This is a genomic window from Pseudomonas aphyarum (assembly GCF_028657055.1).
Taxonomy (GTDB): domain Bacteria; phylum Pseudomonadota; class Gammaproteobacteria; order Pseudomonadales; family Pseudomonadaceae; genus Aquipseudomonas; species Aquipseudomonas aphyarum.
In genome coordinates this window covers 25,658-41,256 of record NZ_JAMDGS010000010.1, presented here as the reverse complement: position 1 = coordinate 41,256, position 15,599 = coordinate 25,658, and the positions used below count along the sequence as shown (strand labels likewise).

Sequence of the window (15,599 nt, the reverse complement as noted above, 5' to 3'; positions counted from 1 at the left end):
TCACAGCCATAAAAGTCTCCAACCAGAGACAACTTCTCGAAAACCATCGCCAAATATCAAATTAATTCCTTTTATTTCAATCACTTAAGCATCTGGCACAGTTCTCGCTTTAGCTCCTTTCCACACCCGTTCCACCCACAAAAATAACAATCGAAGGAGCACACCATGAGTGTGATCATCGCCTTGGCAGCCCTCGCACTGCTGATGCTCGCGGCCTACCGTGGCTATAGCGTTATCCTTTTTGCCCCGATCGCCGCCCTCGGCGCCGTCCTGCTCACCGACCCGTCTGCCGTCGCCCCTGCGTTCACCGGGGTGTTCATGGAGAAGATGGTCGGTTTCATCAAACTCTACTTTCCCGTGTTCCTGCTCGGCGCCGTGTTCGGCAAGCTGATCGAGTTGTCGGGTTTTTCGCGCTCGATTGTTGCCGCAGCGATTCGTCTGCTCGGCACCCGTCAGGCGATGCTGGTGATCGTGCTGGTCTGCGCCCTGCTCACCTACGGCGGCGTTTCGCTGTTCGTCGTAGTGTTTGCGGTCTACCCGTTCGCAGCGGAAATGTTCCGCCAGAGCAACATCCCCAAGCGCCTGATCCCGGCAACCATCGCCCTCGGCGCGTTTTCGTTCACCATGGACGCCCTGCCCGGCACGCCGCAGATCCAGAACATCATCCCCAGCACCTTCTTCAACACCACCGCGTGGGCGGCGCCATGGCTGGGTGTGATCGGCACGATCTTCGTGTTCTGCGCCGGCATGCTGTTCCTGCAGCGCCAGCGCAACAAGGCTCAGCGCGCGGGTGAAGGCTACGGCACCGAACTGCGCAACGAACCGGAAACCGCCGAAGACCTGAAACTGCCGAACCCGTGGATCGCCCTGTCGCCGCTGCTGGCGGTGGGCATCATGAACCTGCTGTTCACCCAATGGATTCCGCAGTGGTACGGCAAGACCCACAGCCTCGCACTGCCGGGCATGGCCGCGCCGGTTACCACCGAGATCGCCAAACTCACGGCGATCTGGGCGGTGCAGGCAGCCCTTTTGGTCGGCATCCTGATGGTGCTGGCATTCGGTTTTAAAGCGATCAAAAGCAAGCTCGCCGAAGGCAGCAAAAGCGCAGTCAGCGGTGCACTGCTGGCGGCGATGAACACCGCGTCGGAATACGGTTTCGGCGCGGTCATCGCCTCGTTGCCAGGTTTTCTGGTGCTGGCCGACTGGCTCAAGAGCATTCCCAATCCGCTGGTCAACGAAGCGATCACCGTGACCCTGCTGGCCGGTATCACCGGTTCCGCTTCGGGCGGCATGAGCATCGCGCTCGCGGCGATGTCCGAACAATTCACCAGTGCTGCCCACGCCGCCAACATCCCGTTGGAAGTGCTGCACCGGGTGGCCGCGATGGCCAGCGGCGGCATGGACACCCTGCCACACAACGGCGCGGTGATTACCCTGCTCGCCGTCACCGGCCTGACTCACCGTGAGGCCTACAAGGACATTTTCTGTATTACGCTGATCAAGACCCTGGCGGTTTTCGTGGTGATCGGCACTTTCTACGCCACTGGCATTGTGTGAGGTATTGATGACGACTCTTTCTGGCAAGACCGCACTGGTTACCGGCTCCACCAGCGGCATCGGGCTGGGCATCGCCCTGACACTGGCCAAGGCCGGCGCCAACCTGATCCTTAATGGTTTTGGCGACGCCTCCAAGGTGATCGCCGAAGTCGAGCAGTTCGGCGGCAAGGTCGGCCATCACTCGGCAGACGTCAGCGACCCGGCGCAGATCGCCGACATGATCGCCTACGCCGAGCGCGAATTCGGCGGCGTGGACATTCTGGTCAACAACGCCGGCATCCAGCACGTCGCGGCGGTGGAAGAGTTTCCGGTGGAGCGCTGGGATTCGATCATTGCGATCAACCTGTCCTCGGTGTTTCACAGCACTCGCCTGAGTTTGCCGGGCATGCGCGCCAAGGGCTGGGGACGGATCGTCAACATCGCCTCGGTGCACGGTCTGGTGGGTTCCACCGGCAAAGCCGCGTACGTGGCGGCCAAACATGGCGTGATCGGCCTGACCAAAGTGGTCGGCCTGGAAACCGCCGCCAGCAACGTCACCTGCAACGCGATCTGCCCGGGCTGGGTCCTGACGCCGCTGGTGCAGAAACAGATCGACGATCGCGCGGCCAAGGGTGTCGACCCGCAACAGGCACAACACGATCTGCTGGCCGAAAAACAGCCGTCGCTGGAGTTCGTCACCCCTGCGCACCTGGGTGAACTGGTGTTGTTTCTGTGCAGCGAAGCCGGCAGCCAGGTGCGAGGCGCCGCGTGGAATATCGATGGCGGGTGGCTCGCGCAGTAAGCTTGCAACTGATCGCTCCCACGTTGTCGTGGGAGCTTTCTGACCAACAATAAGAGGCAAACCATGTCCGACATTCTCTGGCAGCCCGATGCCAAACGCATTGCCCGGTCCCGCATGGACGGCTTTCGGCGCTTCATCATTCAGCGTCATCACGTGCACCTCGATGACTACCCTGCCCTGCACCAATGGTCCATCGACCATCGTGAAGCCTTCTGGCAGGCGATCGTGGATTTCTTCGGTATCAGTTTTCACACCCAGCCGGACGCCGTTCTGCGTGGAGGCCTGAAAATGCCGGGGGCCGAATGGTTTCCCGGCGCCACCCTGAATTTCGCCGAACACCTGCTGAGTCGCCGCGACGATGCCACCGCCGTGATCGCTATCGGGGAAAACGGCCAGCGTGAACTGCTGACCTGGGCCGAACTGGCCCAGCAAGTCGCCGGGTTCCAGGCCAGCCTGCAAGCGGCCGGCGTCGTGCTCGGCGACCGGGTCGCAGCCTGCATGCCCAACACCTGGCAAACCCTGGTGGCGATGCTCGCGACCACCAGTCTCGGCGCGATCTGGTCGTGCTCGTCGCCGGACTTCGGCACCCACGGCGTGATCGACCGCTTCGGCCAGATTGAACCGAAAGTGCTGATTACCTGCGCCGGTTACCGCTATGCCGGCAAAGAGATCGACCAGACCGTCAAGATCAATGAAATCCTCGAACAGCTGCCGTCACTCCAACAGCTGATCATCGTGCCCTACGCGCGACCTCAGGCCCATGCCACGGATTACCGGACACCCGCCAACGTCACGCTGTGGGACGATTTCTACGAACCCGGCGATGAGCCGCAATTCGTCCCAGTGCCGTTCGATCATCCGCTGTACGTGCTGTATTCCAGCGGCACCACCGGCGTGCCGAAATGCATCGTTCACAGCACCGGCGGCGTGTTGCTGCAACACGCCAAGGAACACGGGCTGCATGTCGACCTGGGCCCTGGCGACCGCTTGTTCTACTACACCACCTGCGGCTGGATGATGTGGAACTGGCTGGTCTCGGCACTGGCGGTCGGCAGTGCGGTGGTGCTGTATGACGGCTCACCGTTTTATCCGGACAACGAGCGGTTGCTGGAGCTGCTCGACGACGAGCAGGTCAGCGTGTTCGGCACCAGTCCGAAATTCCTCGCGACCCTGGAAAGCAGCGGCATCAAGCCGCGCGAAAGCTACGACCTGAGCCACCTGAAAACCCTGCTCTGCACCGGCTCCGCGCTGTCGCCGCAGAGTTATGACTTCGTCTATCGCGACTTCAAACCGGACGTCTGCCTGTCCTCGATGTCCGGCGGCACGGACATCGTGTCCTGCTTCGTCAACGGCAACCCTATGTCGGCGGTCCGCCGGGGCGAGATCATGGGCAAGAGCCTGGCCATGGCGGTGGAAGTGTGGAACGACGCCGGGCAACCGGTGATCGGCGAAAAAGGTGAGTTGGTGTGCACTCGACCATTCCCGGCGATGCCCATCGGACTCTGGAACGATCCGGACGGCGAGAAGTTGCGCAAATCCTATTTCAGCCAGTTCCCCGGCGTCTGGGCCCAGGGTGACTACGCCGAGCAACTGCCCCACGGCGGAATGCTGATTCACGGCCGCTCCGACGCCGTGCTCAACCCCGGCGGCGTGCGCATCGGCACGGCGGAAATCTACCGACAGGTGGAGAAAGTCCCGCAGGTGCTGGACAGCGTCGCCATCGGCCAACAGTGGCAGGACGACGTGCGGGTGGTGCTGTTCGTGCGCCTCAAGGAAGACGTAACGCTGGATGAGGCACTGCAACAGCAGATTCGCCAAGTGATCCGCGCCAACACCACACCGCGCCATGTACCGGCAAAGATCGTCGCGGTCACTGACATTCCGCGCACCATCAGCGGCAAAGTGGTGGAGCTGGCCGTGCGCAATGTAGTGCACGGTGAACAAGTGAAAAACACCGATGCGCTAGCCAATCCGCAAGCGCTTGAGCAATTTCGCAATCGAACGGAGCTGAACCACTGAAACAGCGCCCCCTTGTCAGGGGGCACTGTTGTGTAGTGCAGGCGGATTATTGAGATCGGTTCAGGGTCAGCACCACCGGTTCGACAATCGCGCCGGTTCGATGGATCGCGAGACACTGCTCAAGGGTATCAAGGTTGCGCTCGAATTCGGGTTTGTCGGTGTAGTACTGATCGAGCAATGAGATGACCAAGGCCAGCGAGTCAGCGTTTTCAACGGCCTTCGTTGCCGACTGGTATAGCGTCGTGGTGCCCTCTTCGTCCATCGGCAGGTTGCCGCTGGCGAGGTTGAGCAGCGACGTCACGTTCAGCGTCTGGTCAGCGCTCCCGCTCTTGGCAGTATCGCTGGCGTAGCTGACGTCCTCAGTCTGCGCCGCACCATGCAGCATCTCGTGAATCAGGTCATCCGCCACTACGGCATGGTTGTAACCGTGCCCGGTGAAATGAGCGTTCAGATTGCGCGCATAGACTTCCATGAACATCACGTCTGGCCGCTCGCTGGCACTGGCGGCGATCCATTGCCGGTACGCCTCGGGATTGAAGGCGGCGATATTGCCGCTGTCCTTGTACTGTTCAAGAATCAGATTGCTCAGGGAAAAACCGGCGAAATCGGTACGGATCAGGTTCAGGTATTTCAATATCCGATCCGTGGCATCCGAAGTGTTGCTGCCCAGAAATGCTTTGATGATGAAGTCTCGATCCCTCGTAAAGTCATGATCGCCGATGGCCTTGATCGCCTGTTCGATCTTGGCCTTGACCTTCGGCAAGCTGTTCTTGATGACGTCTCGGGTATAACTGATCGGCAGTGTCTTGTGGGAACGGTTCGCCCTCAAAGGCGCATCGAACATGAAGTTGCTCAGCTTTGGCCCCCAGGCCTTGCCCGTACGATCCAGCGCATACCAGTGGAAGTCCTTGCGTGCAGCCAGCACGGTCAAGGTGTCTGCACTGGCCGTTTTCGGGCGCCAGGTGCCTTGTCCGACGATCGCGCTGTCACTTGTACCGAGCAATTGCCCGGATTTTTGAGTGCCTTTGATATGCCCCATCTGTGATTTGGCCAGCGCAATGATTTCCTGGGTCTGACGACTCAGACGCATCCCGCCCTTGTAGACCAGCTTGCCCGTGCCGCGCACGACTGAAGGCAGGTCGTCCAGCGGGTTGAAAATGGAAATCCCGGTGGCAATCGCCAACCTGGCGAGGTTCCCCAGCCTGGTGGCCAGCGTGGAAGCCTTTGACACGATCGAAACTGTTTTGCTGACCACGCCCGCAACGGTGCCCACCAGGGCAATGGCATCCATGGCACAACCGTAGAGGCCGTCGACCACCAGATTGTGTTCGCCGGTGCTGAGGTCCTGGATGCAGCGTTTGAATGGCACGGCCAGATCCACGATATAGGTCGTCACCGCTTCACCTTTTGCCCGCTCACGTTCAAGTTCCGTGGGCAGAGTGGCGGTCGCTCGCAGTTGTTCGAAGGTCATCAACGGATGCCGTGAAACGATGAGCGCCGAAATCTGCCCGATCCGAGGGTCAGAGAAGTTCTGGTACTCGCTGTTTTTCGGTTTCGAAGGTGTGGCCGGTGCAGACAACACAATCAACTTGTCGATAATCGCTTCACTGCGCGTGACTTTGAAATCATTCGCCACACCTTCGATGTAGCACTTGATATTGATCGGCAAGCGCTGTTTGGGAGTCGGTGCTACGTGGGTCTTCAGATCGCCTTTGAAATCCACCCTGGCCGGGGCCTGGAGCTTGCCACCGCTGACGATCAGCTTTCCCAGTTCATCGTTGCGGTGGATCTCGCCCCGCAGGGTGAACACTTCAAAGCAACTCGTTTTACCGCGATGCGAGGCACACATGACCAAACCGAATCGTCCCGTCGCAGCGTCCTTTCCGGCCTGGCTCTCGACCGGCTCTTTCCGGTGCAGCGGACCGCCTATCGGCGTAGTGCGAGTGATGACGGCAGAGTCACGTACCGTGAAAAACGTCAGCTCACCACGCAGCACATCCTGCAGGTCGAAATAGGACATCCGCGACAGCGCCAGTTTGAGTGTGGTGGCCAAAGCCACGTTCATCTCGCCCAGATAACTGCGCAACTGTCGGCTGAACTCGACGTTGTTGTCTGCCAGTTGCAAGAGTTTCGGATAGCGGCGGTAAATACTCACGACTGATGGATCGTGAGTCGCGGGTCTGCTGCCGGTGATCTGGGATTGCAGATCGGGGGCCTTGCTGTCTGGAAAGACAGGGTGAAAGTCCCACTCCTGCTTTGTCAGATCACCGGACATATGCAAGTCGACCATCGACACAGTGGTCGGAGAAGTCCAAAGCCCGGGACGCTGATTGAGCCGCGGTTTTTCCAGAAAGTCGCAACCTGGGGCTGCAGCCTCCAGCACGGCCCTGGCGATGGCTCTGCGATCGGGCAATGGCGTGGAATAGGCGATGCCGACCTGAGAAAAATTCGCCACGTATTGCTGATAGGCGACGATGGCCCGCTGCGTCGTCGCCTTCTCATCCTGCTTCAGTTCGGCTTCAGTGACGACAGCGTTGATCAACGCCCAGTCCACGATCGGATCGATCAATGCCAGCATATGCACATCAGCCAGCGACTGGCTGACGGGTTCGAGCTGCGCATAGGCCATGATCTGCGGATAAGTCATCACTCGCGCAGCGCCTTGAACGGCTGCTTCGACCAACGCGACACCCCGACAGAAGGCAACCCACTCCAGCGACCCGATCGCGATGGATGTCGGTACCTGCCTGACAATGAATTCAGGGGCGATCTGCGCCAGGCACAAGTGTATCGCCAGCGGTGCCGCGTCATGGCCGACCCATTGGTTGGCGACCATGTGATCGCGCAACCCCTCCAGGACAACGGACGCAGGCCTGCCGAGATAGCGTGGCGAATACAGCTCGTAACTGCCGACCGACTTTCTGTTCTGCTGCTTGCCGATAAAGGGATTGATGTCCAGCAACATGGCGGTCACCAACAGTTGGCCAAGTTGTGATTCAGAGATTGTCTGTCCCGCCTGAGAGCCTAGCCAGTGAAGTCGTTGAAGGCATGAACGCGCCCATCCCTGCGAAACCGAATGAGCGATAACCTGCTTTAACATGACTGCCGCATTGTCATGCACTGCGATCCCGGGTCGTGAACCCGACATCAAACTGTCCAGCAATCTGGATTGACTGGGCAGTTGCTGAGACGTGACATTTTTGATCGCCAGGCATTGTTCGGAAGACAATGTAATGAATGACTGATCATCCACGACAAGTTGCCCGCCATAGTTCCCCAGATCATCAACTTCCGGAAACTCGAACTCGAAGTAGGCAATCAGGTTAGTCAGCTGGGCAGCCGTACCGGGCACATCATAGCCATGAAAGCTTAGCCATTGATCCACGGTAATTTCGTCGTCCGTCCATACATACCCGCCCGTTTCCTTGGCGATATCCGTTATCAGCGACAACACAGAGTGATCGAAATTCAGGCCCTTGTGATTGTAATGGTCCTTGAAATCAATCCAGCCGTCTGGAGCGAACACTTCCATTTTTCCGGATTGGGCCACGCAGATCGGCGGCCTGTCATCCAGCGTCAAACTCAGCAGATAGCTGCGCATGGCAGTCGTGCGGGTCAGCTTGATCAAAAGCATCTGACCGGGTGCATGGATTTCATGCAAGGACGAGTTCTTCTGCAACTCGATCTGGTAATCCCATCCCAGAATCTTCTGTTCTGCCGGATACTTCGCGAGGCACGATTTCAACTCAGCCAATACCCGATTGCGTTCTACAGCATCCGCATCCAGCCGCTGCTGCATGTTCGCACCGGCTGCATACTTGAAAAACTTCCCTTTGGATTCAAAACTCATATCTTCCCCATCATTCAATGAATGCGCCTTTTTTGGCCGGGGCGATATTACTTACACCAAACATGCTTTCCAGTCGTTATTTATAAGTTAACGTTTCGAACCCAAGACCACCAAATTCAACTTCCCCTCAATCTACCAATCCCCACTCACCAGTACCTGAATCAGAAGCCACACCCTGATGTTCGAGTTTCAACTTCAACTTTAAATTATTAACTGAGTCAGCATGTTTAAGTGCCTCTTGTACACCGAGAACACCTTCCACCACCAACTTGTAAAGTGCATCATCAAAAGTCTGCATGCCCAGTTCTGTGGATTTCTCCATGATGGTTTTCAACTCCCCCAGTTCATTGCGCCGTATGAGATCGGCGATGGTGGGTGTCCCCAACATGACTTCCGCAGCGGCCCGGCGCTGCCCGTCCAGAGTCCGTACCAGGCGCTGGGAAACGAACGCCTTCAAATGATTACCCAACACATGCAATAGCTGCGGCCGGCGCTCTTCGGGAAAGAAATTGATGATCCGGTCCAGCGCCTGATTGGCGTTGTTGGCGTGCAATGTCGACAGCACCAGATGCCCGGTTTCGGCGAAGGCCAACGCATGTTCCATGGTCTCGCGATCTCGGATTTCGCCGATCAGCACCACGTCCGGGGCCTGACGCAGAGTGTTTTTCAGCGCAGCGTGAAAGCTGCGGGTATCGACCCCGACTTCGCGCTGGTTGATGATCGATTTCTTGTGGCGATGGATGTATTCCACCGGGTCTTCAATGGTGATGATGTGCCCGCTGCTGTGGCGATTGCGATGGTCGATCAGCGCCGCCAGCGACGTGGATTTGCCCGAGTCGGTGGCGCCGACGAACAGGATCAGGCCTTGCTTGAGCATCACCGACTCGAGCAATACCGACGGCAGTTTCAGGTCTTCGAATCGCGGAATGTCGAGTTTGACGTTACGGATCACGATCGACACGTCGTTGCGCTGTTTGAAGATGTTGACCCGGAAGCGCCCGATCCCGGTGCGAGAAATCGCCAGGTTCATTTCGAGATCCCGGTCGAACTCCCGGCGCTGCTCGGCGTCCATCAGGGAGGCGGCGACAGTTGCCACCTCACCGGGTTTGAAGGGCTGTTCGCTCAAGGGCGTCAGCACCCCGTCGAACCGCGCACTGGGCGGTGCGCCCGTGGACAGGAACAGATCTGAACCGTGGCGGCTCGCCAGTTGTTTGAGCAATGCATCGATTTCCATGGCCAAAAGCACCTGCGAAGCTTTCAATGAACTTGAGACCGTGCGTCGTGACGCGGCGGGCCTTACAGCGTCTACCGCACTAGGATAGTAGACGCCGCCTCACCGACCGACGCCCAGGATTGATGTGATGAACGCTGTACCGAACACCAACGACGCCCAGGCATTGATTGCCCGCACCGACTGGAGCCGCAGCCCGCTGGGCGCCGCTGGCACCTGGCCACAGAGCCTGCGCACCGCGGTGGACATCGTGATTCACTCGCCGATGCCGATGCTGCTGTTGTGGGGCCCGCACCTGACCCAAATCTACAACGACGGCTTCGCGTTGCTGGCCGGCAGCAAGCATCCGCACGCTTTCGGACAACCGGCGCACCAGATATGGCCGGAACTTCGAGACTTTACCGACCCGATTTACAGCGCCGTCCTACAAGGGCAGGTGCGAACCTACAGCGAACGGCGCTTCACCCTGCAACGGGACGGCCAGGATTCCGATTTCTGGCTGGATTTGACCTACAGCCCGATCCGCGACGAAAGCGCGCAAGTGGCCGGGATTCTGGTTACCGCCATCGAAACCAACGAACGCCGGCGCATCGCCCTGGAACTGCAGCAGCGCTCCGAAGACAGCCTCAAGGCCCAGCGCGAAAGCGAAGAACGCCTGCAACTGGCGCTGGCGGCCACCGATGCGGTCGGCACTTGGGATTGGGACATTGGCGAAGACCGCTTCATTGCCGACGCGCATTTCGCCCAGTTGCACGGTGTCGATCCGGCGCTGGCCGGTCAGTTGCCGATCAGCGAATACCTGCACGGCGTGCACCCCGAAGACCGCGCGCTGATCGCCCGCAGCATCAAGCATTGCATTACCCATGGCACCGAATACGCCGAGGAATACCGCCTGCTGCAAGCCAATGGCGAGCTGCGCTGGGTATTCGCCCGCGGGCGCTGCTACAAGGATCATCATGGCCGGCCGATGCGTTTCCTCGGCGCCGCGCTGGACCTGACCGAGCGCAAACACACCGAGCAGGCACTGCGTCAAAGCCAGACCGAGCTGCAGCTGATCATCAACGCCATGCCGATCCTCATCAGTTATGTCGACCATGAGGAACGCTTTCGCCTGAACAACGCCGCGTACCTCGACTGGTACGGACTCACGCCGCAGGAGCTGTACGGTCGCACGATCCGCGAGGTGATCGGCGAAGAGGCCTATTTCCTGCGGGCGCCGTACATCGCCGAAGCCCTGGCCGGTCGTCCCTGCTCGTTCAGCCTGTATACGCCGCACCGCGACGGGAGCCAGCGGCATGCCTTGATGAATTACCTGCCGCGCCACGGCGCGGACGGTGCGGTGAACGGTTTCTACATCTTCGTGATCGACGAGACCGAACGCAAAAAGACCGAAGAAGCCCTGCGCAACCTCAATGAAACTCTTGAGGAACGCGTGAGTGCGCGCACCGAGCAACTGGCCCAGGCCAACCAGCGTTTGCAGAACGAAATGTTCGAACGCGAGCGCGCCGAAGACGCTCTGCGCCACGCGCAGAAAATGGAAGCGGTCGGCCAGCTCACCGGCGGCATCGCCCATGACTTCAACAACATGCTGACCGGCATCATCGGCAGCCTCGACCTGATGCAGCGCTACATCGCCAGTGGTCGCGCCGATGAGATCGGCCGGTTCACCGATGCGGCGGTGTCCTCGGCCAACCGCGCGGCGGCACTGACCCACCGTCTGCTGGCGTTCTCCCGGCGTCAGTCGCTGGATCGCAAAACCATCGACGTCAACGAGCTGATCCACTCGCTGGAAGACCTGATCCGCCGCACCAAGGGCGATCCGATCGAGCTCAAGTTGCGCCTTGCCGACAATGTCTGGTCGGTCAGCACCGATGTCAGTCAACTGGAAAACGCCCTGCTCAATCTGGTGATCAACGCCCGCGACGCCATGCCCGACGGCGGCGAACTGCTGATCGAAACCGCCAATGTCTATCTCGACGGCAACGACATCACCACCCTCGAACCGGTCAAGGCCGGCGATTACTTGATGCTCGCAGTCAGCGACAACGGCACCGGCATGACGCCTTCGGTACGTTCGAAGGCGTTCGATCCGTTCTTCACCACCAAGCCGATCGGCCAGGGCACCGGGCTCGGGTTGTCGATGATTTATGGCTTTGCCCAGCAATCCGGCGGGCACGTCAGCCTCGACAGTCTGCCCGGCCAGGGCACCTGCGTGCGCTTGTACTTGCCGCGTTTGTATGCACTGGAACCGGAGCGGCCGGTCATCGAAACGGTTACCGAAGCCCCCGCTGTGGCGACCGGCGAGACCGTGGTGGTGGTCGAGGACGATCCGGCGGTGCGGATGCTGGTCATGGACCTGCTCAAGGAGCTGGGTTATCGCGCCCATGAGGCCGAAGACGCCAAGGGTGCCCTGCCATTGCTCGAATCGGATCTGCGGGTGGACCTGCTGGTGACCGACGTCGGCCTGCCGGGCATGAACGGCCGGCAAATGGCGGAGATCGCCCGCCAGCACCGTCCGGGGCTCAAGGTGTTGTTCATGACCGGTTACGCGCAGAAAGCCGCCGAGCGTCAGGGCTTCCTCGAGGACGGCATGGACATGGTCGCCAAGCCGTTTTCCATCGAGCAGCTGGCCGGCAAGATCCGCACGATGATCAGCCAAAACCCGTGACTTGAGGCATAATCCGCGCCCCGCCGTCACCCCGCTACAGGTATTGCACGATGAAAGCCCAAGCCCGCCACATTCTGGTGAAAACCGCCGAAGAGGCCGAAAAACTCAAACAACGCATCGCCAACGGTGAAGCGTTCGATGTGCTGGCGAAGAAATTTTCGACCTGCCCGTCCGGCAAGCGCGGCGGCGATCTGGGTGAAGTGCGGCCGGGGCAGATGGTCGGTGCGATCGATGCGGTGATCTTCAAGAAACCGCTACGTACTGTGCACGGGCCGATCAAGAGCAAGTTCGGCTATCACCTGGTGCAGGTGTTTTACCGCGATTAAGTGTTTGGCTTCAGGGCCTCTTCGCGGGCAAGTCGAATCGTCGCACCGCCGCTCCCACAAGATTCTGCTGTGTGGCATCGATAGCATTCACAACAGTCATCCCTGTGGGAGCGGGCTTGCCCGCGAACCGATTGCGCAGCAATCGGCCATTCACCGATTACTTCGGAATCAGAGCGCCGGGGACCTGAATAACCTGGCTCGCTAACAGATGCCCGGCCTGCGCCGCTTCCGTCGGACTCCCCCCAAGCAAGCGACTCGCCAGATACGCCGCACTGAACGAATCCCCCGCCGCCGTGGTGTCCACCACCTTCTCGACCTTCTGCGCCGGGACTTCGAACGCTTCCCCGGCGCAACGGATCAGACAGGCTTCAGCGCCGCGCTTGAGCACCACTTCCGGCGTACCGATCTGCGCGTACGCTTCAAACACCGCGCCACAGTCTTCGAAATGGAACAGCGCCTGCTCGTCGTCCACCGTCAGCAACGCCAGATCGACATGGGGCAAAACGCTGCGATAGGCCGCCCGCGCCTCCTCCACTGTAGCCCACAAACGTGGCCGATAGTTGTTGTCGAAGACGATTCGCGCATCGCGCTGACGGGCTTCGATCAAGGTCTGGATCAGCTTTTCCCGCCCCTGCGCACCCAGCACTGCCAGCGTGATACCGCTGAAATACAGCACGTCGTAATCCGGCAGCGCCGCCAGAATCGGTGCGGCGGCTGGCGTGGTGAAGCAGTCGCGAACGGCGGCTTCGTTGCGCCAGTACAGAAAGCGCCGCTCCCCGGCAGCGTCGGTCTGGATGCAATACAAACCGGGCAGGCGACCGGGTAAACGCTGGACGAGATCCAGACCAATGCCTTCGTCGGCCCAAATGCGGCACATCGCGTCACTGAAGCTGTCATCACCCAGCGCCGTGACGTAATCGACCTGCGCCTTGTCGCCCATCGCGCGGGACAGATAGACCGCCGTGTTCAGCGTGTCACCGCCGAAGCTCTGTTGCAGGCTGCCATCGGCACGTTGCTGGAGTTCGATCATGCATTCGCCGATCAGCGCAATGCGCGGGGTGTTCGGACCCAATGGACTGAGCGTGTTCATCAGAAGCAGGTTTCCATGGTTTCGATCACCGACAGCTGCTCGTCAACCAGCAGGCCTACGCGCCACTTGTCGAAAGTCAGGCACGGGTGCGAAGTGCCAAAGGAAATGATGTCGCCGACGCGCAACTCCACGCCCGGCGCCACGGTCATGAACGCGTGCTGGTCCATCACCGCCGTCACCTTGCAGGCGCCTACATCGTCGCCCACCGCCGGCAGCACACCGGCCTTGTAACGCAGCAACGGCACCGGCATCCCGGCATCGAACGCCACGTCACGCTTGCCCAGGGCAATCACGGCAAACCCCGGCTCCGGCATCGACTGCACGTGAGCCCAGACTTCCAGCGCCGGACGCAGGCCTTCGTGCAGATCGCTGCGACGGTCGAGCACGCAGCACTGCGCCTCTTTATAGATGCCATGGTCGTGGGCCACGTAACTGCCAGGGCGCAACACGCTGAGGAAACGCCCGCCGGCGTTCTGCGCTTCGAACGACTCGGCGATCAGGTCGTACCACGCCGAACCCGACGCGGTGATGATCGGCTTGGCGATAGCGAACGCGCCGCTGTCCTGCAACTGCACCGCCAGGCGCACCAGCGAGGCGGCGAATTCACGGATGCCACTGACGGCGTGATCGCCATGGATCACGCCTTCGTAACCTTCGATGCCGGTCAGGGCCAGCGCCGGTTGTGCGCCGATGGCCTTGGCCAGTTCGATGACTTCCTGCTCGCTACGGCAACCGCAACGGCCACCGACCACGCCGTATTCGATCATCACGTTCAGACGCACGCCACGCGACGCAAAGTAAGCGCCCAGATCGGCGACGTTGTCCGGGTGATCGACCATGCAATAGAAATCGAAACCGGAATCGGCCGCCAGCAGATCGGCAATCAACGCCATGTTCGGCGTACCGACCAGTTGGTTGGCCATCAACACCCGGCGCACGCCGTGGGCGTATGCGGCGCGGGTCTGGGTGGCGCTGGCCAGGGTGATGCCCCACGCGCCGGCGTCGAGCTGACGACGAAACAGCGCCGGGGTCATGCTGGTCTTGCCGTGGGGCGCGAGTTCGGCGCCGCTGTCGCTGACGAATTTCTGCATCCAGCGGATGTTGTGTTCCAGCGCTTCGCGGTGCAGCACCAGCGCCGGCAGGCTGATGTCACGCACCAGTTGCGCGCCGACGGCGGCATCGCCCTTTTGCACGGCAGCAGTGTTGTTGGCAGTCGTCATGGTCGAACTCCTCACAGTCGCGCCCGCAGGCAGGCGCGGTTATTCGTTGATTCGCCGGGCGAGGCTGTTGGCGCTCTCGATCAAGACCCGGCGATAGTCGTTGTAATTAGTCTTGGCGTCGGCGCGCGGGGCGACGATGCACAGGGTGCAGATGGCAACGCCTTGAGGGTCTTTGACCGGGGCGGCGAAGCAATGGGTGAAGGTGTCGGCGACACTGTCGAAGGAGAAGAAACCGTCGATGCCGGCCTGACGGATTTCCGCCAGAAACGTCTCCATCGGCAGGCGTTCGCCACCCGGCAAAATGAAGTCGTCGGGGTCGATCAGGTCGCTGATCTGCTGGTCGCTCAAGTGCGCCAGCAGTAATCGTCCGGACGCGGTCCACGGGATCGGCGCGTTTTCTCCGATATCGGAAGAAATACGGAAATGCCGCTCGCCCTCCTTCATCAGCGCCACCGTGTATTTGCGACCGTTGAGCAGGCACATCTGCGCGGTTTCCCGGGTCTGGCTGACGATCTCCTGCAACGCGTGATCGGCCTCGCGACTGAGGTCGAAGTGACGCAGATGCGCCTGACCGAGGAAGTACAGCTGACGACCGAGATAGACGTGACCGTCCTTGCCCACCGGCTCCAGAATTCGCCGCTCAAGCAATGACGCCACCAGTTCGTAGACCGTGGATTTCGGGCTGCCGATGCCGTTGGCGATGTCGTTCGGACGCAGTGGCTGGCCAATTTCCTTGAGGAAATCGAGGATATCGAACGCCCGGTCCAGACCGCGTGCCCGGCGCTTGATGGTGTCTTCGGTCATTTCTGTTGTTCCCATAAAAGATGCCGGGATGGTAACTGGCCCTTGGCGTTGTG

The 15,599-nt window shown here is 60.2% G+C and carries 10 protein-coding genes; 5 read left to right on the top strand and 5 right to left on the bottom strand.

The features are described from left to right. The first annotated feature begins 165 nt into the window (after nt 1-165). The 3 genes from M5G18_RS14365 (at nt 166) to M5G18_RS14355 (ending at nt 4,357) form a co-directional block, all read left to right on the top strand. Nucleotides 166-1,557 (top strand): GntP family permease, encoded by a 1,392-nt coding sequence (locus M5G18_RS14365; RefSeq protein WP_273899616.1) that lies wholly within the window; start codon nt 166-168, stop codon nt 1,555-1,557. A gap of 7 nt (nt 1,558-1,564) precedes the next feature. Next, nucleotides 1,565-2,338, top strand: a complete 774-nt coding sequence (gene hbdH, locus M5G18_RS14360) for a 3-hydroxybutyrate dehydrogenase (RefSeq protein WP_273899617.1) — start codon at nt 1,565-1,567, stop codon at nt 2,336-2,338. A 63-nt stretch (nt 2,339-2,401) separates the two neighbouring features. Further along, nucleotides 2,402-4,357, top strand: a complete 1,956-nt coding sequence (locus M5G18_RS14355) for an acetoacetate--CoA ligase (RefSeq protein WP_273899618.1) — start codon at nt 2,402-2,404, stop codon at nt 4,355-4,357. Between the two features lie 46 nt (nt 4,358-4,403). On the opposite strand, the gene M5G18_RS14350 is transcribed toward M5G18_RS14355, so the two are convergent. Together M5G18_RS14350 and M5G18_RS14345 are read right to left on the bottom strand one after the other, a co-directional pair. Beyond that, nucleotides 4,404-8,207: a hypothetical protein gene (locus tag M5G18_RS14350; protein ID WP_273899619.1), complete on the bottom strand. Its 3,804-nt coding sequence runs from the start codon at nt 8,205-8,207 to the stop codon at nt 4,404-4,406. Nucleotides 8,208-8,334: 127 nt separating this feature from the next. Further along, entirely contained in the window at nt 8,335-9,441 is a 1,107-nt protein-coding gene (locus tag M5G18_RS14345) for a PilT/PilU family type 4a pilus ATPase (protein WP_273899620.1), read from the bottom strand. 127 nt (nt 9,442-9,568) lie between these two features. Between M5G18_RS14345 and M5G18_RS14340 the strand changes: the two genes are divergently transcribed. Both M5G18_RS14340 and M5G18_RS14335 read left to right on the top strand, forming a co-directional pair. Continuing rightward, on the top strand, nt 9,569-12,106 hold the full coding sequence (locus M5G18_RS14340; RefSeq protein ID WP_273899621.1) for a PAS domain-containing hybrid sensor histidine kinase/response regulator: 2,538 nt from the start codon (nt 9,569-9,571) through the stop codon (nt 12,104-12,106). A gap of 50 nt (nt 12,107-12,156) precedes the next feature. Further along, a complete protein-coding gene (locus M5G18_RS14335) occupies nt 12,157-12,432 on the top strand; it encodes a peptidylprolyl isomerase (RefSeq protein ID WP_007952044.1) in 276 nt (91 codons plus the stop codon). Between the two features lie 157 nt (nt 12,433-12,589). Here M5G18_RS14335 and M5G18_RS14330 read toward each other — a convergent pair whose 3' ends face one another. From M5G18_RS14330 to M5G18_RS14320, 3 genes are read right to left on the bottom strand one after another with little or no spacing between them, the layout of a single operon-like run. After that, nucleotides 12,590-13,522, bottom strand: a complete 933-nt coding sequence (locus M5G18_RS14330; RefSeq protein ID WP_273899622.1) for a sugar kinase — start codon at nt 13,520-13,522, stop codon at nt 12,590-12,592. Then, complete coding sequence (locus M5G18_RS14325) at nt 13,522-14,742, bottom strand: amino acid deaminase (RefSeq protein WP_273899623.1); 1,221 nt, start codon at nt 14,740-14,742, stop codon at nt 13,522-13,524. Before M5G18_RS14325 ends, M5G18_RS14330 begins: the two co-directional genes overlap by 1 nt. Before the next feature lie 39 nt (nt 14,743-14,781). Next, nucleotides 14,782-15,546, bottom strand: a complete 765-nt coding sequence (locus M5G18_RS14320; RefSeq protein WP_085745508.1) for an IclR family transcriptional regulator — start codon at nt 15,544-15,546, stop codon at nt 14,782-14,784. Between the last annotated feature and the right edge of the window lie 53 nt (nt 15,547-15,599).

Coding starts and splice junctions, on each gene's coding strand:
- M5G18_RS14365 (WP_273899616.1), top strand. CDS start 166: ATGAGTGTGATCATCGCCTTGGCAGCCCTCGCACTGCTGATGCTCGCG.
- hbdH (WP_273899617.1), top strand. CDS start 1,565: ATGACGACTCTTTCTGGCAAGACCGCACTGGTTACCGGCTCCACCAGC.
- M5G18_RS14355 (WP_273899618.1), top strand. CDS start 2,402: ATGTCCGACATTCTCTGGCAGCCCGATGCCAAACGCATTGCCCGGTCC.
- M5G18_RS14350 (WP_273899619.1), bottom strand. CDS start 8,207: ATGAGTTTTGAATCCAAAGGGAAGTTTTTCAAGTATGCAGCCGGTGCG.
- M5G18_RS14345 (WP_273899620.1), bottom strand. CDS start 9,441: ATGGAAATCGATGCATTGCTCAAACAACTGGCGAGCCGCCACGGTTCA.
- M5G18_RS14340 (WP_273899621.1), top strand. CDS start 9,569: ATGAACGCTGTACCGAACACCAACGACGCCCAGGCATTGATTGCCCGC.
- M5G18_RS14335 (WP_007952044.1), top strand. CDS start 12,157: ATGAAAGCCCAAGCCCGCCACATTCTGGTGAAAACCGCCGAAGAGGCC.
- M5G18_RS14330 (WP_273899622.1), bottom strand. CDS start 13,522: ATGAACACGCTCAGTCCATTGGGTCCGAACACCCCGCGCATTGCGCTG.
- M5G18_RS14325 (WP_273899623.1), bottom strand. CDS start 14,742: ATGACGACTGCCAACAACACTGCTGCCGTGCAAAAGGGCGATGCCGCC.
- M5G18_RS14320 (WP_085745508.1), bottom strand. CDS start 15,546: ATGACCGAAGACACCATCAAGCGCCGGGCACGCGGTCTGGACCGGGCG.